The following is a 22917-nucleotide window of genomic DNA, read 5'->3' on the forward strand; positions in this document are numbered from 1 at the left end:
AGCTATGAGTCACTCCCATGTCACATCGAGTCGTAATCGTCGGCGGTGGCGCCGGCGGTCTGGAGCTTGCTACCCGCCTGGGTAGAACCCTGGGCAAGCGTGGCAAAGCCCGCATCACCCTGGTCGACGCCAACCTCACACACATCTGGAAGCCGCTGCTGCACGAAGTCGCCGCCGGCTCCTTGAACTCGTCCGCTGACGAACTCAACTACGTCGCTCAGGCCAAATGGAATCACTTCGAGTTCCAGATGGGCCGCATGGCAGGCCTGGATCGCGCGAGCAAATGCATTCGACTGGAAGCGACGCGCGACGAGTTTGGCGTGGAACTGGTCCCGTCACGCGCACTGAACTACGACACGCTGGTGATTGCCGTCGGCAGCACGACCAACGACTTCGGCACCTCGGGGGCTTCCGAGCACTGCATCTTCCTTGATACGCGCGAGCAGGCCGAGCGCTTCCACCGGCAACTGCTGAGCCATTACATGAAGGCGCATGCAGGCGAGGGAGCCTCGAGCAACATCAGCATGGCCATCGTCGGAGCCGGCGCTACCGGCGTGGAGCTGGCTGCAGAACTGCTGCACGCCGCCAAGGAGCTGGCGGCCTACGGCCTCGATGGCATCAAGCCGGAGGATGTAAACATCACCCTCATCGAGGCCGGCCCGAAAGTCCTGCCGGCACTGCCTGAGCGCATCAGCCAGCCGGTGCACCAGACACTGCTGGACCTGGGCGTCACGGTGCTCACGGGCGCCGCCGTCAGCGAAGTCACCGCCGAGGGCCTGCACACCAAGCAGGGCGAGTTCGTCCAGGCCAGCCTCAAGGTGTGGGCCGCCGGGATCAAGGCACCCGCCTTCCTTCACGAACTGGATGGCCTGGAAACCAACCGCATTAACCAGCTGGTCGTCCACCCGACACTGCAGAGCACGCGCGACGAGAACATCTTCGCATTCGGCGACTGCGCCGCCTGCCCGCAGCCGGACAGCGACCGCAATGTCCCACCCCGTGCACAGGCAGCCCATCAGCAGGCCTCGATGCTGGCCCGCTCGATCCACAACCGACTGGAAGGCAAGCCGCTGCCGACCTATCGCTACAAGGACTACGGCTCACTGATTTCGCTGTCAAGCTTCTCGGCAGTAGGCAATCTGATGGGTAACCTGACCGGCAACGTGATGCTCGAAGGCTGGCTGGCACGAATGTTCTATATCTCGCTCTACCGCATGCACCAGATCGCGCTGTATGGCATCGCTCGCACGCTGCTGATGATGCTTGGCGACAAGCTCAGCCGCACGACGGAGCCGCGCCTGAAGCTCCATTGACGCAGAAAAGGCGCACCCCTGGGTGCGCCTTGAATGTGCCGAGAAGAAATCGCAGGCAATAAAAAAGCTGGATGTCCGCGAGGACATCCAGCTTTTCATGCTTCCTGAGAAGCCCGTATGGTGGGTCGTGTAGGATTCGAACCTACGACCAATTGGTTAAAAGCCAACTGCTCTACCAACTGAGCTAACGACCCAAAAATGGTCGGGGTAGGGGGATTCGAACTCCCGACATCCTGCTCCCAAAGCAGGCGCGCTACCGGACTGCGCTATACCCCGATTGGAATTTGGCTCCGCGACCAGGACTCGAACCTGGGACCCAATGATTAACAGTCATTTGCTCTACCGACTGAGCTATCGCGGAACAACTTCAATTCCAGCTCTTCAGCGTTACGTTACCGCCTCAGAGGCGCGCCATTTTACGGTTCCCGGCTCGCCTGTCAACCCCAAAAATGCGATTCCTGACAACACTTTGCGTTCACCCGGCGGCACCCGCGAAAACGCTGCTCCAACACGGCTACCTGCGAGGTGTGCTGCACCCCGCAGGTAACCACCCCGTTCAATCGAAGACGATCTGCTCGCCCTCGACCCGCGCCTTGACGCTGCTGCCCGGCGCGAACTGACCGGAGAGTATCTGCTGCGCCAGCGGATTCTCGATCCAGCGCTGGATCGCCCGTTTGAGCGGCCGCGCTCCGTAGACAGGGTCGTAACCGATGGCGATCAGCTTGTCCATCGCCTCCTGACTGAGTTCCAGGCTCAATTCGCGCTCGGCCAGGCGCTTGCGCAGGCGCCCGAGCTGGATGTCGGCGATACCGGCGATCTGCTCGCGACCGAGCGGATCGAACACCACCACCTCGTCGATACGGTTGATGAACTCCGGTCGGAAGTGATGCGCCACCGCATCCATCACCGCAGCCCGCTGCGCATCGGGATCACCAACCAGCTCCTGGATCTGCGCAGAGCCCAGGTTGGAGGTCATCACGATCACCGTGTTCTTGAAGTCCACCGTCCGCCCATGACTGTCGGTCAGGCGGCCGTCTTCGAGCACCTGCAGCAGCACATTGAAGACGTCTGGATGGGCCTTCTCTACCTCGTCCATCAACACCACCGAATACGGTTTGCGACGCACCGCTTCGGTCAGGTAACCGCCTTCTTCGTAACCGACGTAGCCCGGCGGCGCACCGATCAGGCGCGCAACGGAGTGCTTCTCCATGAACTCGGACATGTCGATGCGGATCATCGCCTCCTCGGTATCGAAGAGGAACTCGGCCAGCGCCTTGCAAAGCTCAGTCTTGCCCACCCCGGTCGGGCCGAGAAAGAGGAACGAGCCGCTCGGACGATTCGGGTCGGCCAGCCCGGCACGCGAGCGGCGCACGGCATTGGATACGGCCACCACGGCTTCGTGCTGACCGATGACGCGAGTGTGCAGCATGTCTTCCATGCGCAGCAGCTTGTCGCGCTCGCCTTCGAGCATCTTGGAGACCGGGATACCGGTCCATTTGGAAACCACCTCGGCGATCTCCTCGTCGGTCACCTTGTTACGCAGCAGCTGGTTTTCTTTCTTGCCATGCTGATCGACCATCTCCAGGCTGCGCTCGAGGTCCGGAATGATGCCGTACTGCAGTTCGGCCATGCGCGCCAGATCACCCTTACGCCGCGCTGCTTCGAGCTCGGCCTTGGCTTGTTCGATCTTCTGCTGGATCTGCGCCGAACCCTGCACCTCGGCTTTCTCCGACTTCCAGATTTCTTCCAGATCGGCGTATTCGCGCTCCAGCTTGGCGATGTCGTCTTCCAGCTTGGCCAGGCGCTTCTTGGTGGCCTCGTCGTCTTCCTTCTTCAGCGCCTCACGCTCGATCTTCAGCTGGATCAAGCGGCGATCCAGGCGGTCGAGCTCTTCGGGCTTGGAGTCGATCTCCATGCGGATACGACTGGCGGCCTCGTCGATCAGGTCGATGGCCTTGTCCGGCAGCTGGCGATCGGTGATATAGCGGTGGCTGAGCTTGGCCGCGGCGATGATGGCGCCATCGGTGATGGTCACGCCATGGTGCACTTCGTAGCGCTCCTTGAGGCCACGGAGGATGGCGATGGTGTCCTCCTCGCTCGGCTCGTCGACCAGCACCTTCTGGAAGCGCCGCTCCAAGGCGGCATCCTTCTCGATGTACTGGCGGTATTCATCGAGAGTAGTGGCACCTACGCAGTGCAGCTCGCCGCGCGCCAGGGCAGGCTTGAGCATGTTGCCGGCATCCATGGCGCCTTCCGCCTTGCCCGCGCCGACCATCGTATGCAGCTCGTCGATGAACAGGATGACGCGACCCTCCTGCTTGGACAGCTCGTTGAGCACCGCCTTGAGGCGCTCCTCGAACTCGCCGCGAAATTTGGCCCCGGCAATCAGCGAGCCCATGTCCAGGGCCAGCAAGCGCTTGTCCTTGAGCCCGTCCGGGACCTCACCGTTGACGATGCGCTGGGCCAGCCCCTCGACGATGGCGGTCTTGCCCACGCCCGGTTCACCGATCAGTACCGGGTTGTTCTTGGTCCGCCGCTGCAGCACCTGGATGGTGCGGCGGATCTCGTCGTCACGACCGATCACCGGGTCGAGCTTGCCGTCCTCGGCGCGCTTGGTCATGTCCACGGTGTATTTGTCGAGTGCCTGCCGCGATTCTTCGGCGTTGGGATCATTGACCGCATCGCCGCCGCGCAGATTGCTGATGGCGTTCTCCAGCGCTTTCTTGCTTACACCCTGCGCCAGCAGCAGCTTGCCTAGACGGGTGTTGCTGTCCAGCGCTGCCAGCAGCACCAGCTCACTGGAAATGTATTGGTCGCCCTTCTGCTGGGCGAGGCGGTCAGCCTGATTGAGCAGGCGCGCCAGGTCCTGCGAGAGATTCATGTCGCCAGTGGGATTCTGTAGCTTCGGCAGCTGGTCGAGCTCTTTGGTCAGCGCCTGACGCAGCGCTGCGATGTCGAAGCCGACCTGCATCAGCAACGGTTTGATCGAGCCGCCCTGCTGCTCAAGCAGCGCCTGCATCAGGTGTAACGGCTCGATGGAGGGGTGATCCAGGCCGACGGCTATGGACTGGGCATCGGAGAGCGCAAGCTGCAGCTTGCTGGTCAAACGATCGATACGCATGGATGTTCATCCTCATGTGAAGCAGGCCGGCGCCGTGACTCGCGCCATATACGAAACCTGCGAGATGCAGCATAGATGAGGATGATTGTTGGAGATTCAAGGCGGATGACATTGATACAGGTCATGCCAGGACCGCAGAGTCATGGCTGACTTCACCGCTAGCGCGCCAATATCACTCGAGCCAGATCAGACTGGCGAAGCGCCCTGTGCGCGCGGCACGCCGATAGGAGTAGAAGCGCGGATCGCTGAAGGTGCACAACCCGCCACCGTAAACCGCGTCTACGCCCGCGGCAGCCAGACGGATACGCGCCAGCTGGAAGATATCCGCCATGAAGCGTCCCGGGTTGCGACTTGCAACGAACGCCGCGGCAGCCGACGAATGCTGCGCGAGGAATGCATCGCGCACTTCGGGCCCGACCTCGAATGCCGCCGCCCCGATCGCCGGCCCCAGCCACACAAGCAGTTCATCGGCAGGTATCGCCAGCGCTTCGAGCGTCGCCTCGAGCACACCACCAGCCAGCCCGCGCCAGCCAGCGTGAGCCGCGGCGACTCGGTTCGCAGCACGATCACAGAAAAGTACCGGCAGGCAGTCCGCAGTCAGTACCGCACAGGCCAGACCCGGCGTCTCGCTCCAGCTAGCATCGGCGGTCACGCAATTTCCCGGAGCGGCCTGGACAGCGACACTCGAATGCACTTGCTCCAGCCAGACTGGTTGGCAACCGAGCACGTCCTGAAGATGCTGGCGATTCCAGGCCACCGCGGCAGGCTCATCACCGACGTGATCACCCAGATTGAAGCTGTCGAACGGAGCGCGACTGACGCCGCCCTGCCGCGCGGTCACACAAGCGCGAACGCCGGGCGGAGCAGGCCATTCCGGCACGAGCCAGTCACCGCCCCACGCACTCACCCGACGAAGGCCTCTCGGTCCTGTTGCAGCAGCGTCAGCAGCCAGACGAAGTCATCCGGCAACGGCGACTCCCATTTCATCCTCTGCCCGGTAACAGGATGATCGAGTTCGAGGAAGCGCGCGTGCAGCGCCTGGCGAGGGAACTCGCGAAGCGTTTGCACCAGCGTCGGATTTGCCGCCGGCGGAATGCGGAAACGCCCGCTATACAGAGGATCACCGACCAGTGGATAGCCAAGATGGGTCATGTGCACGCGAATCTGGTGGGTACGCCCGGTTTCCAGCTTGACCCGCACATGGGTGTGCGAGCGAAAGCGCTCAAGCACGCGGTAATGGCTGACCGCGGGCTTGCCCCCCTCCACCACCGCCATGCGCTGACGCTGCTGGCCATGCCGACCGATCGGCGCGTCGACCGTACCACCAGTAATGATCACCCCGATGACGACCGCCTCGTAAATGCGGCTGACGCTACGCGCCTGCAACTGCTCGACCAGCCGAGTCTGCGCCTGCAGCGTCTTGGCCACGACCATCAGACCGGTGGTGTCCTTGTCCAGGCGATGAACGATGCCGGCACGCGGGACGTTGATCAGGTCCGGCACGTGATGCAGCAATGCATTGAGCAGCGTGCCGTCGGCATGGCCGGCCGCAGGGTGCACAACCAGGCCAGCAGGCTTGTCGATCACCAGGATCTGATCGTCCTCGTAGACGATCTCAAGCGGAATGTCTTGCGCGACCCACTCGCCCTGCGCCTGCTGTTCGGCACTCAGCTCGAGCACGGCGCCGGCATGCACGGTGTCGCGAGGGCGCAGCACGGCGCCATCCACGGTGAGCAGGCCATCCTTGATCCAGGTCGCGAGACGCGAGCGCGAGTGTTCGGAAAAGAGCTGCGCCGCAACCTGATCGAGACGTTGCCCGCCAAGGTCAAACGGCACTTCGGCGCGGAGTTGGATGGCCTGTTTGGAAGTCGTGGACATACGGCGAGATAGGTTCGTCTGAGAGAGGCAGGCGACATCCGTTGGTAACGGACGAGCCCGGGGACCGCAGATGGCGGAGCGGCCTTTGGTTTCGGCTACACGCTTGTGTTTAAATACGGCGTCTTTGTCCCGGCGCACCGGGGCGCTCATCATAACAGGACGGCTCCGCGCGAGACAGCCAGCCGTCACAGGGACGCAAGCCGCCATGCAAGTGAAACACCTGCTGCTGATCGCCATTCTCGCCCTCACCGCCGCCTGTTCATCCAACGAAACCGTCGACGAGAATCTGGGTGAAGTCGAGCTGTACCAGCAAGCACAGGCCGACTTGGACAACAAGAGCTACACCAGCGCCATCAGCAAACTCAAGGCACTGGAGTCGCGCTATCCATTCGGGCGCTTCGCCGAGCAGGCGCAACTCGAACTGATCTACGCCTATTACCGCAACGTCGAGCCGGAAGCCGCGCGCTCGGCGGCGGAGCGTTTCATCCGCCTGCATCCGCAGCATCCGAACGTCGATTACGCTTACTACCTCAAGGGCCTGGCCTCCTTCGATCAGGACCGCGGCCTGCTGGCCCGCTTCCTGCCGCTGGACATGACCAAGCGCGACCCAGGTGCCGCCCGCGACTCGTTCAACGAATTCGCCCAGCTCACCAGCCGCTACCCCAACAGCCGCTACTCGCCTGACGCCAAGGCACGCATGGTCTACCTGCGCAACCTGCTGGCGGCCAACGAGATACACGTCGCCCACTACTACCTCAAACGCCAGGCCTACGTCGCAGCGGCCAACCGCGGCCGTTACGTTGTGGAGAACTTCCAGGGCACGCCGGCCGTGGCCGACGGGCTTGCCGTGATGACCGAGGCTTACCAGCGCCTGGGCCTCGACGATCTCGCCGAAACCAGCCTGCAGACTCTGCAGCTCAACTACCCGGATCACGCAACGCTCGAAGACGGCAAATTCACCCCTGTCGAGACGGAAGACGACAACCGCAGCTGGCTGAGCAAGGCCACCCTCGGCCTTATCGAAGGCGAGGCTCCCCGCCCGGACACCTCGCGGGCCAATCGCGATGTGCTCCGTCAGTATGAAACGGCCGCTCAGGACCTTCCCGAAGAGCTTCGCCCGGTACTCAAGGAAGCAGAGCAGCAAGGCGAAAAACGCTCCTGGTGGAGCCGCCTGACCTTCGGCCTGTTCGACTGACAGCTGACCGACTTCCGCAGCGCCGTCCTTGCATTCGGCGCGCGCGGCGAAACGGGCCGGCAGTGGCCGGGCTCAATTGATCGCAGGCCACCACGCTTAATCAGGAAGGAATCGATATGGGTCTGTTTCGCCTGCTGTTCTGGATTGCACTGATTGGCGCCGCGTTCTGGCTGTGGCGCCGTTTCGCGCAAAAGAAAGCCGCCCCCAAGCCTCGCCAGACCACCCTGCCAATGGTGCGTTGCGCTCAGTGCGGCGTGCACGTCCCGCAGGACCAGGCGCTGCAGTCGCAGGCTCGTTGGTACTGCAGCCGCGCTCACCTGGAGCAGGACAGCACTCCTGGTGGGCACTGAAAACCTCACCTTCTTTGGCGATCAGGGACGGCGGATTCTCCGCCTGTACCACCTCTATCGGCTGACCATCGGCCTGGCGCTGGTTCTGCTGATCAGCGCCGACCTGCACAACGACCTGCTGGAGATGAGCAACCCGCAGCTCTTTCAGTACGGCGCCTGGATCTACCTGATCCTCAACATCATCGTCGCCGTGCTGGTGCAGAACCCGGAGCGCGATCTGCCCGTGCTCGGGCTGGCGCTGATGGACGTCATCCTGCTGTCCGGGCTGTTCTACTTCGGCGGTGGCACCCCGAGCGGTATCGGCAACCTGCTGATAGTTGCCGTTGCCATCGCCAACATACTGCTGCGTGGCAGGGTCGGTTTCTTCATCGCCGCGGTTGCTGCGACGGGCCTGATCTACCTGACCTTCTACCTCAGCATTCAACGCCCCGAAGCCAGCAGCCAGTACGTTCAGGCCAGCGCACTCGGCACGCTCTGCTTTGCTGCCGCCTTCCTGGTTCAGGGGCTGGCTCGCCGCCTGCAGGTCAGCGAGACGCTGGCGCGCCAGCGTGCGGAAGAGGTGGCGAACCTGGAGGCGCTCAACGCGCTGATCCTCCAGCGCATGCGTACCGGCATCATGGTGCTGGACCCGCAGGAGCGCGTTCTGCTCGCCAATCAGGGGGCTCTGCAACTGCTCGGCCAGGACTCGCTGGCAGGCGAACGCCTCGCACCGCGCTGCCCGGAATTGCTCAAGGCACTGCAACAGTGGCGAGGCAATCCGACCCTGCGCCCGCCGAACCTCAGGGCAACGCCTGGCGGCCCAACGCTGCAGCCGAGCTTCGCCGCACTACAGCACGGGAACAAGCTCGACACACTGGTGTTTCTCGAAGACATCTCGCAGATCGCACAGAAGGCACAACAGCTCAAGCTCGCCTCCCTCGGCCGCCTCACAGCCAGCATCGCCCATGAAATCCGCAATCCACTGGGCGCCATCAGCCACGCCGCGCAGCTACTGCAGGAATCCGAAGAACTGGACGGACCTGACCGCCGCCTGGCACAGATCATTCAGGATCATTCACGGCGGATGAACCTGGTGATAGAGAACGTCCTCCAGCTTTCCCGGCGGCGCCAGGCCGAACCCCAGCTGCTGGACCTGAAGTACTGGCTGCATCGTTTCGCCAGCGAGTTCCGCCAGGGGCTCGGCCCGCAGCAGACCCTGCATCTGGATACCGTGGGCAGCTCGCTGCAGACCCGCATGGACCCCAATCAGCTGACCCAGGTGCTGACCAACCTGGTCCAGAACGGGCTGCGCTACAGCGGCCAGCAGAATCCGCGGGCGCAGGTCTGGCTCCGCCTGTTCCGTGACGAAGCCAGCGACCTGCCTATCGTCGAAGTGCTCGATGACGGCCCTGGTATCGCGGCCGAGCAACTTCAGAACATCTTCGAACCGTTCTTCACCACCGAAAGCAAAGGCACCGGGCTGGGGCTATATATCTCCCGCGAGCTATGCGAAAGCAACCAGGCACGCCTGGACTACGGCGAGCGCCCCGAGGGCGGCAGCTGCTTCCGCATCGTCTTCGCCCACCCGCGCAAGCTGAGCTGAGCCTCGCTGCCGGCAACACATCACACATCGACCAAAGCGACAGCCACGACACAGCCGGCGGAGTTAACATGCTCCTCAGCCGCAATCCCCGGCGACAATCGCTTCACGAATCAAGAGCAGGACCATGACCGCGCGCCAAAAAGCACTGATCATCGATGACGAGCCGGATATCCGCGAACTGCTGGAAATCACTCTTGGCCGCATGAAACTCGATACCCGCAGCGCTCGCAATCTCAAGGAAGCGCGCGAATGCCTGGCCCGCGAGCATTACGACCTGTGCCTTACCGATATGCGTCTGCCCGATGGCAGCGGCCTGGAGCTGGTGCAATACATTCAGCAACAGCACCCGCAACTGCCGGTGGCGATGATCACTGCATACGGCAGCCTGGATACCGCCATTGGCGCGCTCAAGGCTGGGGCATTCGACTTTCTCACCAAACCGGTGGACCTCAACCGCTTGCGCGAGCTGGTCGGCACGGCCCTGCGCCTGAGGGCGCCCACAGCGGAAATGCCGGTGGACAGCCGCCTGCTCGGCAGCTCGCCACCCATGAAGACCCTTCGCAAGCAGATCGGCAAACTCGCCCGCAGCCAGGCGCCGGTTTATATCAGCGGCGAGTCCGGCAGCGGCAAGGAGCTGGTGGCCCGACTGATTCACGAGCAGGGTCCTCGCAGTGAAAAGCCCTTTGTGCCTGTCAACTGCGGCGCGATCCCGTCGGAACTGATGGAAAGCGAGTTCTTCGGCCACAAGAAAGGCAGCTTCAGTGGCGCCATTGAGGACAAGCCCGGGCTATTCCAGGCCGCCAATGGCGGCACGCTGTTCCTCGACGAGGTAGCCGACCTGCCGCTGCCGATGCAGGTCAAGCTGCTGCGCGCGATCCAGGAAAAGGCTGTACGCGCGGTCGGCGGCGCTCAGGAAGTAATGGTCGATGTGCGCATCCTCTGCGCCACCCACAAGGACCTCGCCAGCGAAGTGGCCGCAGGCCGTTTCCGCCAGGATCTGTATTACCGCTTGAATGTCATCGAACTGCGCGTGCCGCCACTGCGCGAGCGTCGCGAAGACATTGGCCTGCTCGCCGAAGCCATGCTTCGGCGTCTTGCAGCGGAGTGCGGTGACAGCAGCGCTCGCCTGCACCCGGAGGCTCTGGCCAAGCTGGAAAACTATCGCTTCCCAGGGAACGTTCGTGAGCTGGAGAACATGCTCGAGCGGGCCTACACACTCTGCGAGGGCGATGAGATCAAGGCGGGCGATCTACGCTTGGCAGACAGCCCAGGCGTATCGGAGAACGGCGAAGCCAGCCTGGCGCAGATCGACAACCTGGAAGATCACCTAGAAGAGATCGAGCGCAAGCTGATCATGCAGGCGCTGGAGGAAACCCGCTGGAACCGCACCGCGGCAGCCCAACGGCTGGGGCTGACCTTCCGTTCGATGCGTTACCGGTTGAAAAAACTCGGACTGGACTGAGTGCAAGCCTGGTTAGCGTCGAGCCAGTCAGACACGACGCCAACCTGAGGCTTCCTAAACCCCGCTGGGGGCTCGCCTTACCCCTGCGTCAGCAGGTTGCGCAGATCGATGATCGCCGCATTGGCACGGGAGATGTAGTTGGCCATCACCAGCGAGTGATTGGCCAGCACGCCGTAGCCGCTGCCATTGAGCACCATCGGACTCCACAGCGGCTCCTGAGCGGCCTCAAGCTCGCGGATGATCTGTCGCACGCTGATGGTGGCGTTCTTTTTCGCCAGCACGTCGGCGAAATCAACCTCGATCGCGCGCAGCAGATGTGACAAGGCCCACGCCTGACCGCGCGCCTCGAAGAAGACGTTGTCGATCTGCAACCACGGCGTTTCGACGACCTCCTCCTTGACCTGCGGCACGACGCCCGCACGCTCCTGTTCGGGCGCAACATCGGCATCCAGCCGCACCCGGCCAACGCTGGCAGAGAGGCGCTGGGACAGCGAGCCGAGTCGTGTGGCGGCATCGCCCAGCCAGTTGTTAAGGTTGTCAGCACGCGTGTAGAACAGCGCCTTGGGCTGCGGATCGCTGAGCCGAGCCAGGTAGCGATCCAGGCCGCGAATGGCGTTGCGGTACTCGGACTCGGAGGTCGGCAATGCCCAGCTGCGATTGTCGAAGTTGAACAGCGGCTCGGCCTTGGCCAGATCGGTGTCCTCGGTCGACTGCGACTGCGAGCGGGCGAAGTCCTTGCGCAGCGCACGAGCGAGATCTCGCACCTGCACAAGCACGCCATATTCCCAGCTCGGCATGTTGTCCAACCACAGACCCGGCGGCGCGATATCGTTGCTCAGGTAGCCACCCGGCTTATCCAGCAAGGTACTGGCAACACGCTTGAGCGTTTCCACGGTGGTATAGCCGCTGACCAACTGCCGCTGCGAGGCCTCGGCCGCCTGGCGGGCACTCTGCTGTACGGGAAACAGATCGGGTTCGCGGCTCCAGTACCAGCCGAGCACCAAGGTAACCAGCAGGTACACGCCCAGCAGGACGGCAAGAACCAGCAGAAGCGGATTACCCTCCCGCCGTCCGGCCCCGCCGGAAGGGCCACTCGAGCGGCCGAGACGAGCGAAGCGATTCTTCCAGTCCAACATGGGCAATGTGTCCTTCTCGCGAGTTCTGGGGTTCGACCGCACGACGTCGGAGACGTTGCGCTGACATGTCTTTACTATAACGCAGGGCCCCTGCTCACTCAGCGCCAAATTGAGAACCACTACCGCACAGTGGACTTCCAAAGCGCCGCCGCAGTGATAGCATGCCGCCACCATAAAGCCAGGGCAGCGCACCCTGTGCACCGGGAAGAATCGCGATGTCGGATCAGGAAGAACTCAAGCAGCATTTCGCCCAGCGGGTCATTCACCAGGCACGCGAAGTGCTGGAAGTTTGGCAGCAACTGCAACGCAGCGAATGGAACGAGGACTACCACGCTGCCCTGACCGAAGCGACGACGCGGCTGCGGCGGTTCGCCGACCGCTTCGAGCAGACCGAGCACAGCGAGCTTGCCCTGAGCATCGAAGATTGCCTGAGCGACATCCGGGACAACCGCGGCCGTCTCTCCAGCAGCACCATCTCCACCCTCAGCCAGCTGATCTACCGTCTGGCGCGTACCGGGTTGCGCCACAGCGATCCGCATAATCAGTCGTTTCTACCGCCGCTGAGCAAACCGGTGTACATCGCTCTGCAGGATCAGCAGCGCGCCGAACACTTGGTGCGCCAGCTGGACTTCTTCAGCATGTCCGCGCAGGCGTTCAGCAGTGTCGCAGCCTTCCGTACCGCGATGCATCGCCGACATCCGGCCGCGATCGTCATGGAAGTGGATTTCAACGGTCCGAGCGAAGGGCTGCGCCTCGCCGAGCAGGTCCAACAGGGACTGGAACCGAAGCTGCCGATGCTGTTCTTCAGCCACCTGGAAACCGATACGCCAACGCGCCTTGCTGCGGTGCGCGCCGGTGGCCTGGAGTTCTTTACCGGCACCCTCGACGCCAGCAGCCTGCTGGAGAAGATCGAAATATTCACCCGCACGGCGCACTACGAACCGATCCGCGTACTGATCATCGACGACTCCCGGGCCCAGGCCACCCACACCGAGCGAGTGCTGAACAACGCCGGCATCGTCACCCAGACGCTGATCGAGCCGATTCAGGCCATCGGCGCCCTGGCCGAGTTTCAACCGGACCTGATCATCCTCGACATGTACATGCCCGAGTGCCAGGGCACCGAACTGGCCAAGGTGATTCGTCAACACGAGCGCTATGTCAGCGTGCCGATCATCTACCTCTCGGCCGAGGACGACCTGGACAAACAGCTCGACGCCATGGGCGAAGGCGGCGATGACTTCCTCACCAAGCCGATCAAGCCCAGTCACCTGATCGCCACCGTGCGCACCCGCGCGACCCGCGCCAGAAGCCTGAAGGCACGCATCGTCCGCGACAGCCTGACCGGGCTCTACAACCATACCCACAGCCTGCAACTGCTTGAGGATGCTCGCTTCCGTGCGCGGCGCGACAACAGCCCGCTGAGCTTCGCCATGCTGGATATCGACCACTTCAAGCAGGTCAACGACACCTTTGGCCATCCCATGGGCGACCGGGTGATCAAGAGCCTGGCGCTGTTCCTGAAGCAGCGTTTGCGCAAGACCGATCACATCGGCCGCTACGGTGGCGAAGAGTTCGCCGTGGTACTGCCGGACACGCCGGCGGACGCCGCCTGCAAGGTGCTCGACGAGATTCGCCAGCGCTTCGCGGAGATTCGCTTTCCAGCCCAGCCCCACGACCTCAGCTGCACCTTCAGCTGCGGTATCACCGAACTGGCCGGCGATGCCGAGGTCAAGACGCTCACCCAACAGGCCGACGAAGCGCTGTATCGCGCCAAGCACGGGGGCCGCAATCGCGTCGAACGCTACTGACACGACGGATACCCCAATCGCCACGCCAGACAGCGCCTCGCAGAGGCGGCGACCTGACAGGCCCGCGCTCGCTGTAACGCGAATGACATCAAACTGCCATACCTTGCAAGCCTCCTGATTCGTTCTGCGAGGCGAGGATGCGCCTGAAGTCGCTCACCACTCTCAACACCCTGCTGCTCATTGCAGTCTGTCTCGCGCTGGGTGCCACGCTCTGGTGGTCCGAGCGTGCCATGGAGCGCCCCTACCTGCTCATGGCGCGTTACCTGGGGCTGTCTCAACAGTTCCAGCATCAGGCAGCGGAAAATATTCAGGGCTATCTCGCCAGCGGTGACGCATTGCGTCATAGCCAGGCGCAGCAGGCGCTCACCGATCTCCAGCGCGACGTAATCGAACTTCCGGATGGTCTGACGGAAACGCTACGCCCGAGCCTGGAAGAGCTGGTCCGCTTCACCGCCACTGACCTGCTCGCGGCCGGCAAGCTCGCCGGCGATCCGCAGGGCTTGCTGCTGCAGGCAGAACGCGAAATGGCCGGAGCGCTGTCGCAACTCGACGACTACCAGGCGGGAGCCGATCATCCGAGCGCGCGACACTATCAACAGCCTCTTTTCTCGGCCGGGCAACAGCTGCTGCGGCTCAGCCACGCAAGGGGAAAGCTGGTCGCCTCCGGCCGGGATGAGCTGGCCAGCGAAGTGGAGCAGGCCCTGCAAAACCTCGAACAGGACGCCGCAAAGCTCGAGGCACTGCCGTTACTCGGCGTGCTCGCAGCCGAGCAGTCGGCCGCAAGCAATTTCGCCGCCCTGCTCGACCTCGGCGATGCCGCGAAGCAGACCAGTGAAGACCAGGGCGTTGCGCTCAAGCGCGAGCTGACCAGCCTGATCAAGCGCTATCCGGCCGAGCTGCAGCGCACCCGGCAGCTGATCCGCCAGCGCAGCGAGCTGCTGCAGAGCAGCGCCGGCAAGATCGATGCCGTGCAACAGGCCCTGGCCGAGCTGGAGCCGGCGGTACGCGCCGAGCATGGTCGTATCCAGGCGGAGGTGCGCATGCTGCAGGGCGGCATCATCCTGCTGATCCTGCTGATCGCCCTGGCCATCGATCGTCTGCAACGCCAGCTGACCCGAGCTCTCGGTCAGCTGGTGCCGGCACTTTCGGAATGGGCCGAGGGAGACTTCGCCAGCGATGCACGGATCGAGTCGAAGATCCGCGAGATTGCCGATATCGAAAGCTCGCTCAATCGCCTGCGCAGCTACCTGCTTGGCCTGGTCGGAACCTTGCGCCAGCAGGCGACCCAGGTCGCCGCCAGCAGTCGAAGCCTCGACGAAATGAGCAGCGACCTGCACGAAGGCGCCCAGCGCCAGACCGGCGATACCGCACAGATACGCGATTCGCTGAGCGAACTGGAGGCCACCATCCAGCAGGTCGCCGATGGTGCCGGAGAAGCCGCCGAGGCGAGCCGCGCTGCGGCGCGCGCCGTGCATCAGGGTCAGCAGGTGATCGGCCAGAGCCTGACCGGCCTGCATGGGCTGGTCAGCGAAGTGCAGGACAACGCGGCGGCGATCGAACGCCTGGCCGACGAAACCACCACCATCGGCAACGTGCTGACGGTGATCCGCTCCATCGCCGAGCAAACCAATCTGCTCGCGCTCAATGCCGCCATCGAGGCGGCCCGCGCCGGCGGGCATGGACGCGGGTTCGCCGTGGTGGCCGACGAAGTGCGTTCACTGGCGCAGCGCACCAGCGGTGCGACCGAGGAGATCCAGCAACTGATCGGTCGCCTGCAACTGGCGGCACGACAGTCGGTCGAGGCGATGCGCAGCCAGGTCGAGCATGCGCAAAGCACGGCGAACCTCGCCGAAAGTGCCGATCAGGCACTGGACGAGATCGTCTCGACCATCGCCACCATCAGCCGCATGGCCGAACAGATCGCCCAGGCGACCGCCCAGCAGGGCGAAGCGGTGGGCGAGATTCGCGGACACAGTGAGCGTATCCACCAGCTCGGCGACGCCAACCTGAATCACATCAGCCGGGGACGTGAGCAAAGTGCGCAGATGCTGCAGCTGGGCAGCGAACTGGATCGCGCGACCCAGGCGTTCAGATTCTGAAAAAGAAAACGGAGCCTGGCGCTCCGTTTCTTTATGCCGGCAAGCCTCCCTACCGCTAGCGGGGGGCGACCGGACGCTGCGACTTACCACCCTTGCCAGCCGGCTTGCCGCTCTTTTCCGCCTTGCGCCGGGCCTCGGCCGCGGCCTTGGCCTGCTCGCGCTTGTCCCAGGCGTTGCCGTCATGGCTGCGTGGCGGCAGGCCGTTGTGCTGGGTGAGGATCTTGCCGCCCAGCCCGGCCTTCTTGCTGCCGACTGGCGTCGAGTTCTTGCGCCGCGCGCTCTGGTAGCCCTCGGTGGCCGGCTGGTGCGCCGGGATCAGCTGGTGCTTGCCATTGCCGATCAGGTCGGCGCGGCCCATACGAATCAGCGCCTCACGCAGCAGCGGCCAACCCTTGGGATCGTGATAGCGCAGGAAGGCCTTGTGCAGGCGCCGCTGCTCCTCGCTCTTGACCACGGTGACGCCTTCGCTCTTGTAGGTCACCTTGCGCAGCGGGTTCTTGCCGGTGTGGTACATGGCGGTGGCCGAGGCCATCGGCGACGGATAGAACGCCTGCACCTGGTCGGCGCGGAAACCGTTGGCCTTGAGCCACAGGGCGAGGTTCATCATGTCCTCGTCGGTGGTGCCAGGGTGCGCGGCGATGAAGTATGGGATCAGGTATTGCTCCTTGCCCGCCTCTTTCGAGTACTTCTCGAACATCCGCTTGAAGCGATCGTAGCTGCCGATGCCCGGCTTCATCATCTTGTCCAGCGGACCACGCTCGGTGTGCTCCGGCGCGATCTTCAGGTAGCCGCCGACGTGGTGGGTGACCAGCTCCTTGACGTACTCCGGCGACTCCACGGCGAGGTCGTAGCGCAGGCCGGAGGCGATCAGAATCTTTTTCACACCCGGCAGTGCACGTGCCTTGCGGTACAGCTCGATCAGCGAGCTGTGGTCGGTGTCGAGGTTCTCGCAGATGCCAGGGAACACGCAGGACGGCTTGCGGCAGTGCTTCTCGATGTCGTGGCTCTTGCAGGCCAGGCGATACATGTTGGCGGTCGGCCCGCCGAGATCGGAGACCACGCCGGTGAAGCCCGGTACGTTCTTCATTTCCTCGATCTCATGCAGGATCGACTCGTGGGAACGGCTCTGGATGATGCGGCCCTCGTGCTCGGTGATCGAGCAGAAGGTGCAGCCACCGAAGCAGCCACGCATGATGTTCACCGAGAAGCGAATCATCTCGTAGGCCGGAATCTTCGCCCCGGCATAGGCTGGATGCGGCACCCGCGCATAGGGCGCGGCGAACACGTAGTCCATTTCCTCGGTGGTCAGCGGAATGGGCGGCGGGTTGAGCCACAACTCACGATCATCGTGACGCTGGACCAGCGCACGGGCGTTACCGGGGTTGGTCTCCAGGTGCAGCACGCGGTTGGCGTGGGCATACAGCGCCGGGTCGTTGCGCACCTTCTCGAACGACGGCAGGCGAATTACCGTGCGATCACGCTCGAGTTTCGGGTGCGGCAGCAGCTCGACCGGGCGGGCTTCATTCGGGTCGTCCTGCGGCCCCTTGTCCTTCTCGATGGCGCAGGCGGACAGGTCCTGCGTATTGACGTAGGGGTTGATGATCTTATCGATCTTGCCCGGACGGTCGATGCGCGTGGAGTCGATCTCGAACCAGCCCTCGGGCGTGTCCTTGCGGATGAACGCGGTGCCGCGCACGTCGGTGATCGCTTCGATGGGTTCGCCGCGGGCCAGGCGCTGCGCCACCTCGACGATAGCGCGCTCGGCGTTGCCGTAGAGCAGCACATCCGCCGTGGCATCCATCAGGATCGAGCGACGCACCTTGTCCGACCAGTAGTCGTAATGGGCAATGCGGCGCAGCGAGGCTTCGATGCCGCCAAGCACCACCGGAACGTGCTTGTAGGCCTCCTTGCAGCGCTGGCTATAGACCAGGCTGGCACGATCCGGCCGCTTGCCTGCCAGGCCGCCCGCCGTGTAGGCGTCGTCGGAGCGCACCTTGCGGTCAGCCGTGTAGCGATTGATCATCGAGTCCATGTTGCCGGCGGCGACACCGAAGAACAGATTCGGCTCGCCGAGCTTCATGAAGTCGTCTTTGCTGTGCCAGTCCGGCTGGCTGATGATGCCGACGCGAAACCCCTGTGCTTCGAGCAGTCGGCCGATGATCGCCATGCCAAAGGACGGATGATCGACGTAGGCATCACCGGTGATGATGATGATGTCGCAGGAATCCCAGCCGAGCTGATCCATCTCCTCCCTACTCATTGGCAGGAACGGCGCCGGACCGAAACACTCGGCCCAGTACTTGGGATAGTCGAACAATGGCTTTACGGCGTGCATGGCGGGAAACCGGGACAACGAAAACGGGCGCGGAATATAGCACAAAAAATAACCAAGCCCGACCATCACGCAGGGTCTTTATCGACCTTCGCGACGGCCGCGCGAAGTGTCACTGCCGCCCGCTATACTCGCGCGACTCAACCATTGCTTCGAGCCCGGGAGTGTCTGGTGCACGTCGTCCTTTTCGCCTTGCTCCTGAGCCTTTGCAGCCAGGCCTCCGCTCATGCCGAAACCGCCCTCCTGAGTGCCAGTGACAGTGGCCGCGGACTGAATGCGCACGTCACGCTGCTGGCCGATCCCGGAGCCGAGCTGAACATCGACGACCTGCAACGCCCGGACGTAAAAGCGCGCTTCGTGCCAGCCGAAGGCAAGGCCAGTGTCGGGCAGAGTCCGCATCCCTGGTGGATCCGCGTCAGCCTGCAACGGGAAAGCGATGCACCGTTTCAATGGTGGCTGGAAGTCGGATCGGTAACCCTGAAAGACCTGCGCATCTATTTGCCGGATGGCAACGGTGACTGGATCGAGCGACAATCCGGCGAACTGGTCGGGTTCAACGAAGGCCGCGACCATGCCTATCGGCGCATGCTGTTCAGGCTTCCGCCACTCGGTGACAGCCAGCCGGTGACCTTCTACCTGCGCAGTTACGACCCCGCCGGCAACTCCTTTCCGCTCAAGGTCTGGCAGCTCGATGCCCTGCAGGAGCAGGCGGTGGGCGAGAACCTGTTTCTCGGCCTGATCTATGGCGTCATCCTGGCGATGCTGCTGTACAACCTGTTCATCTTTCTCAGCCTGCGCGACAGCGCCTATTTCTGGTACGTGGTGACCACCACCGGCGCGTTGCTGATGATCCTGGCGATGACCGGCCATGGCTTTCAGTACCTCTGGCCGAACGGCCCGGTGCCCTTCTGGCTCGACCGCATCAGCATCCCGGCACTCTGGGGGTTCAGCGCCTGCCGCTTCACCCAGACGCTGTTGCAGACACGCCAGTTCGTGCCCTGGGCGCATCGCCTGCTGACCTTTGCCTTGACGCTGTATGTCACCGCCGTGCTGCTCAACGCCTTCGGTTGGCGCGCGTTCGGCGCCTGGGTATTCGTGGCGCTGGCGCTCACCGCGATTCCCGCCTCGCTGTGGGCTTCGTTCCGTCGCTGGCGCCAGGGCTATTTCCCCGCACTGCTTTATCTGCTCGGCTTCGGCGTGATCCTGGGTAGCGTCAACCTGCTCCTGCTGCGCGCCACAGGTGTGGTTCAGCCCGCGGCCTGGAACGCCTACCTCTTTCCGCTGGCGGTGACCGCAGAATCCATTCTGTTCTCCTTCGCGCTGGCCTACCGCATCCAGATCCTCAAGCAGGAACGGGCAGCAGCGCTGGAGCATGCCGATCAGGAAAAGAGCGCGCGACTGAGGCAGGTTCAGGCCAGTGCCGAGCAGCTCAGCCTAGCAGTGGAAACCCGCACCGCCGAGCTCGCCGAAGCCAACCGGCACCTCAGCGAACGAGAAGTCGAACTGAAGCAGGTCGCTTTTCACGACGCACTGACCGAGCTACCCAACCGGCGCTATCTCATCGAGCGTGTCGAGATGGCGTTGAGCGATGCCCGACGCCGCGGTGAATCCATCGCCCTGCTGCTCATCGACCTGGACCACTTCAAGCCCATCAACGATTGCCACGGCCACGATGCCGGCGATCTGTTGCTGCGTACGCTCAGTCAACGCCTGCGCGACCTGGTGCGCAGCAGCGACATGGCGGCACGCCTGGGTGGGGATGAATTTGCAGTGCTGTTGACCGGCCCGAATGTCGAACAAGACGCCGCCCAGATCGCCGAGCGGCTGCTGCACGAGCTGTCGCAGCCGGTGCCCTACCGCGACGTCACGCTGGCCGTCACGATTAGCGTTGGCGCCGCATTCTTTCCACGCCATGCCGATGGATTTTCACAGCTGTACAAAGCTGCCGACGAGGCCCTCTACCGAGCCAAGCATCAAGGGCGCGGGAACTGGGTCCAGCAGGAAGAGCAAGCACGGCCCGCCGATCAACCGATGTAGCGGCGCGGTACACGCCCGGTCACCTTGGTCAGCAGCTCGTAGCCGATGGTCCCGCAGGCCTGGGCCAGCTCGTCGATTGGCATCTGCGCGCCCCACAACTCCACGGCATCCCCTACCTGCGCCTGCGGCAGATCGGTGAGATCCACCGCCAGCATGTCCATTGAGACCCTGCCGGCCAGCGGCACGCGCTGGCCATGAATCACCACCGAGGTGCCCGAAGGCGCGGTACGCGGGTAACCATCGGCATAGCCGCAGCTGACCGTGCCGATACGCGAGGCGCGTTGCGCGACCCAGCTGGCGCCATAGCCGACACTTTCACCTTCGGACACATCACGCACGGCGATCAGGGCACCGGTCAGCGTCATCACCGGGCGCAATCCAAGTTCCTTCGCACTCAGTTCGGCGAACGGCGTGGCGCCATAAAGCATGATGCCGGGACGAATCCAGGCCATGTGTGCCTGCGGCAACGCCAACACCGCGGCAGAGTTGGCCAGCGAGCAGTTATCGAACTCCAGGGCCATCAATTCGCTATAGCGCTCCAGCTGCAACTCGGTCAGGGCATGACCGCGCTCATCGGCGCAGGCAAAGTGGCTGATCAGGTTGAGCTCGCCAACCTGTGCCTTGCCCCTGAGCCGCGCATGGCATTCGCGCAGGCCGTGCAGGGTGAAGCCCAACCTGTGCATGCCCGAATCCAGCTTCAACCACACATTCAACGGCCGCGGCAGATCGGCCGCCAGCAACCAATCGGCCTGACGCTGATCCTGGATGGCAACATCCAGCCCAAGCTCGGCGGCGCGCAAATACTCAGCCGGCTCGAAACAACCTTCCAGCAGCAGGATGCGGGCATCGGGCGCACTGAGGCGAACCTCTTCCGCTTCTTCCAGGCAGGCCACGGCATAGCCGTCGGCAATCTCGCGTAGCGCCGTAACCGCTTCCCGTGCGCCATGCCCGTAGGCATTGGCCTTGACCACGGCAAACGCCTGGCGCTGCGGGGCGCATTGCTTGGCGAGCAGGTAGTTGTGACGAAGCGCGGTCAGATCGACCGTGGCAACCAGCGGACGCATGAAGTTTTTCCTGTACAACGGCGGGTGGGCGAAATCTTACTCCTGTGGACCGGGCCGCGCAGGCTGGCGTTCGGCTGAGTCGGGCGGCAACAACATACAGCCCGCCGTCAAAAACGCCACAGCAGCTACGCTTACTCGTCGTCGAACTGGTAGCTGCCCGGTGCCAGGTTCTCGAAGCGTGAATAGCGGCCAAGGAACGCCAGACGCGTTGTGCCGATCGGACCGTTACGCTGCTTGCCGATGATAATTTCGGCGACGCCCTTGTACTCGGTTTCGGGGTGATAGACCTCGTCCCGGTATACGAACATGATGATGTCGGCGTCCTGCTCGATTGCCCCCGATTCACGCAAGTCGGAGTTCACCGGGCGCTTGTTGGGGCGCTGTTCGAGCGAGCGGTTGAGCTGCGACAGGGCGATCACCGGACAGTTGAATTCCTTGGCGAGGCCCTTGAGCGAGCGCGAAATCTCGGAAATCTCGTTGGTCCGGTTGTCGCCGCTCGAGCCTGGGATCTGCATCAGCTGCAGGTAGTCGACCATGATCATGGCGATCTCGCCGTGCTCACGGGCCAGGCGCCGGGTCCGCGCACGCATCTCCGACGGGCTGATACCGGCGGTATCGTCGATGAACAGCTTACGGTCGTTGAGCAGATTCACCGCGGAAGTCAGCCGTGGCCAGTCGTCGTCCTCAAGCTTACCTGCGCGGACCTTGGTCTGGTCGATGCGGCCGAGCGAAGCGAGCATACGAATGACGATGGAGTCCGCGGGCATTTCCAGGGAAAACACCAGTACCGCCTTGTCGGTGCGCAGCACGGCATTCTCGACAAGGTTCATGGCGAAGGTCGTCTTACCCATGGACGGACGACCGGCAACGATGATCAGGTCAGCCGGTTGCAGTCCGTTGGTGGCTTCGTCGAGATCGGTAAAGCCGGTGGACAGGCCGGTGATCGCCTCACCCGCATTGAAGAGGGTGTCGATACGATCGATGGCTTTGACCAGAATGTCGTTGATGCCGATCGGACCACCGGTCTTGGGCCGCGCTTCAGCGATCTGAAAGATCAAACGCTCGGCTTCGTCGAGAATCTCCTCGCCGGTACGGCCTTGCGGCGCGTAGGCACTGTCGGCGATCTCATTGCTGATGCCGATCAGCTGGCGCAGCGTCGCGCGCTCGCGAATGATCTGCGCGTAGGCCTTGATGTTCGCCACCGAAGGCGTGTTCTTCGCCAGCTCACCGAGATAGGCCAGGCCGCCGACCTGTGGCAGGGGCCCTTCCTTGTCCAGTTGCTCGGACAGGGTGACCACGTCGAACGGCGAGTTGCGCTCGGCCAGGGTGAAGATGGCGCGGAAGATGAGGCGATGATCGTGGCGATAGAAATCGCCATCGGATACCTGGTCGAGCACGCGCTCCCAGGCATTGTTGTCCAGCATCAGGCCGCCAAGCACCGCCTGCTCTGCCTCGATGGAGTGCGGCGGCACCTTGAGCGCTGCGGTTTCCAGATCGTATTGCTGGGGGACACTGATGTCGTTCATGGCACTCGGAA

The 22917-nt window shown here is 63.3% G+C and carries 15 protein-coding genes and 3 tRNA genes; 8 read left to right on the plus strand and 10 right to left on the minus strand.

Annotated features, from left to right (window positions below):
• Positions 1-17 precede the first annotated feature (17 nt).
• Positions 18-1313, plus strand: a complete 1296-nt coding sequence (locus F753_RS48180; RefSeq protein WP_023447169.1) for an NAD(P)/FAD-dependent oxidoreductase — start codon at positions 18-20, stop codon at positions 1311-1313.
• Positions 1314-1431: 118 nt separating this feature from the next.
• On the opposite strand, the gene F753_RS48185 is transcribed toward F753_RS48180, so the two are convergent.
• The 6 genes from F753_RS48185 to rluD form a co-directional block, all read right to left on the minus strand.
• Positions 1432-1507, minus strand: a tRNA-Lys gene (locus F753_RS48185).
• 5 nt (positions 1508-1512) lie between these two features.
• Positions 1513-1589 (minus strand) — tRNA-Pro (locus tag F753_RS48190).
• Positions 1590-1598: 9 nt separating this feature from the next.
• Positions 1599-1674 (minus strand) — tRNA-Asn (locus F753_RS48195).
• A gap of 195 nt (positions 1675-1869) precedes the next feature.
• Positions 1870-4434, minus strand: a complete 2565-nt coding sequence (gene clpB, locus F753_RS48200) for an ATP-dependent chaperone ClpB (protein ID WP_014819067.1) — start codon at positions 4432-4434, stop codon at positions 1870-1872.
• Positions 4435-4606: 172 nt separating this feature from the next.
• On the minus strand, positions 4607-5341 hold the full coding sequence (gene pgeF, locus F753_RS48205; protein WP_031298506.1) for a peptidoglycan editing factor PgeF: 735 nt from the start codon (positions 5339-5341) through the stop codon (positions 4607-4609).
• Complete coding sequence (gene rluD / locus F753_RS48210; RefSeq protein ID WP_023447171.1) at positions 5338-6312, minus strand: 23S rRNA pseudouridine(1911/1915/1917) synthase RluD; 975 nt, start codon at positions 6310-6312, stop codon at positions 5338-5340. The genes pgeF and rluD overlap by 4 nt, the downstream gene beginning before the upstream one ends.
• Positions 6313-6517: 205 nt before the next feature.
• Between rluD and F753_RS48215 the strand changes: the two genes are divergently transcribed.
• From F753_RS48215 to F753_RS48230, 4 genes are all read left to right on the plus strand, one after another.
• Entirely contained in the window at positions 6518-7507 is a 990-nt protein-coding gene (locus F753_RS48215; protein WP_014819064.1) for an outer membrane protein assembly factor BamD, read from the plus strand.
• A gap of 116 nt (positions 7508-7623) precedes the next feature.
• Complete coding sequence (locus F753_RS48220) at positions 7624-7857, plus strand: PP0621 family protein (protein ID WP_023447172.1); 234 nt, start codon at positions 7624-7626, stop codon at positions 7855-7857.
• On the plus strand, positions 7847-9439 hold the full coding sequence (locus tag F753_RS48225; protein WP_023447173.1) for a sensor histidine kinase: 1593 nt from the start codon (positions 7847-7849) through the stop codon (positions 9437-9439). The genes F753_RS48220 and F753_RS48225 overlap by 11 nt, the downstream gene beginning before the upstream one ends.
• 124 nt (positions 9440-9563) lie before the next feature.
• Entirely contained in the window at positions 9564-10901 is a 1338-nt protein-coding gene (locus F753_RS48230; RefSeq protein WP_023447174.1) for a sigma-54-dependent transcriptional regulator, read from the plus strand.
• A 77-nt stretch (positions 10902-10978) separates the two neighbouring features.
• Here the strand turns inward: F753_RS48230 and F753_RS48235 are convergent, their stop codons facing one another.
• Positions 10979-12037: a DUF2333 family protein gene (locus F753_RS48235; RefSeq protein WP_023447175.1), complete on the minus strand. Its 1059-nt coding sequence runs from the start codon at positions 12035-12037 to the stop codon at positions 10979-10981.
• A gap of 215 nt (positions 12038-12252) precedes the next feature.
• Between F753_RS48235 and F753_RS48240 the strand changes: the two genes are divergently transcribed.
• Together F753_RS48240 and F753_RS48245 are read left to right on the plus strand one after the other, a co-directional pair.
• Entirely contained in the window at positions 12253-13848 is a 1596-nt protein-coding gene (locus tag F753_RS48240; protein WP_023447176.1) for a response regulator, read from the plus strand.
• Positions 13849-13985: 137 nt separating this feature from the next.
• On the plus strand, positions 13986-15947 hold the full coding sequence (locus F753_RS48245; protein ID WP_023447177.1) for a methyl-accepting chemotaxis protein: 1962 nt from the start codon (positions 13986-13988) through the stop codon (positions 15945-15947).
• Positions 15948-16002: 55 nt separating this feature from the next.
• On the opposite strand, the gene F753_RS48250 is transcribed toward F753_RS48245, so the two are convergent.
• The gene (locus tag F753_RS48250; protein ID WP_031298508.1) at positions 16003-18282 is read right to left on the minus strand and encodes a YgiQ family radical SAM protein; all 2280 of its coding nucleotides are present in this window, start codon (positions 18280-18282) and stop codon (positions 16003-16005) included.
• A 168-nt stretch (positions 18283-18450) separates the two neighbouring features.
• Between F753_RS48250 and F753_RS48255 the strand changes: the two genes are divergently transcribed.
• The gene (locus F753_RS48255) at positions 18451-20316 is read left to right on the plus strand and encodes a diguanylate cyclase domain-containing protein (protein ID WP_023447179.1); all 1866 of its coding nucleotides are present in this window, start codon (positions 18451-18453) and stop codon (positions 20314-20316) included.
• Here F753_RS48255 and alr read toward each other — a convergent pair.
• Both alr and dnaB read right to left on the minus strand, forming a co-directional pair.
• Positions 20304-21380 (minus strand): alanine racemase, encoded by a 1077-nt coding sequence (gene alr / locus F753_RS48260; protein ID WP_023447180.1) that lies wholly within the window; start codon positions 21378-21380, stop codon positions 20304-20306. The two genes, F753_RS48255 and alr, sit on opposite strands and share 13 nt — an antisense overlap.
• Positions 21381-21511: 131 nt before the next feature.
• A complete protein-coding gene (gene dnaB, locus F753_RS48265; RefSeq protein ID WP_023447181.1) occupies positions 21512-22906 on the minus strand; it encodes a replicative DNA helicase in 1395 nt (464 codons plus the stop codon).
• Positions 22907-22917: the final 11 nt, after the last annotated feature.

The sequence above is a fragment of the Stutzerimonas chloritidismutans AW-1 genome (assembly GCF_000495915.1).
GTDB classification, from domain to species: domain Bacteria; phylum Pseudomonadota; class Gammaproteobacteria; order Pseudomonadales; family Pseudomonadaceae; genus Stutzerimonas; species Stutzerimonas chloritidismutans.

Bases quoted from the DNA above. Each gene is read 5' to 3' on its own strand.
- F753_RS48230 (WP_023447174.1), top strand. From the start codon at position 9,564: ATGACCGCGCGCCAAAAAGCACTGATCATCGATGACGAGCCGGATATC.
- alr (WP_023447180.1), bottom strand. From the start codon at position 21,380: ATGCGTCCGCTGGTTGCCACGGTCGATCTGACCGCGCTTCGTCACAAC.
- F753_RS48235 (WP_023447175.1), bottom strand. From the start codon at position 12,037: ATGTTGGACTGGAAGAATCGCTTCGCTCGTCTCGGCCGCTCGAGTGGC.
- F753_RS48220 (WP_023447172.1), top strand. From the start codon at position 7,624: ATGGGTCTGTTTCGCCTGCTGTTCTGGATTGCACTGATTGGCGCCGCG.
- F753_RS48245 (WP_023447177.1), top strand. From the start codon at position 13,986: ATGCGCCTGAAGTCGCTCACCACTCTCAACACCCTGCTGCTCATTGCA.
- F753_RS48240 (WP_023447176.1), top strand. From the start codon at position 12,253: ATGTCGGATCAGGAAGAACTCAAGCAGCATTTCGCCCAGCGGGTCATT.
- rluD (WP_023447171.1), bottom strand. From the start codon at position 6,312: ATGTCCACGACTTCCAAACAGGCCATCCAACTCCGCGCCGAAGTGCCG.
- clpB (WP_014819067.1), bottom strand. From the start codon at position 4,434: ATGCGTATCGATCGTTTGACCAGCAAGCTGCAGCTTGCGCTCTCCGAT.
- F753_RS48250 (WP_031298508.1), bottom strand. From the start codon at position 18,282: ATGCACGCCGTAAAGCCATTGTTCGACTATCCCAAGTACTGGGCCGAG.
- dnaB (WP_023447181.1), bottom strand. From the start codon at position 22,906: ATGAACGACATCAGTGTCCCCCAGCAATACGATCTGGAAACCGCAGCG.
- F753_RS48215 (WP_014819064.1), top strand. From the start codon at position 6,518: ATGCAAGTGAAACACCTGCTGCTGATCGCCATTCTCGCCCTCACCGCC.
- F753_RS48180 (WP_023447169.1), top strand. From the start codon at position 18: ATGTCACATCGAGTCGTAATCGTCGGCGGTGGCGCCGGCGGTCTGGAG.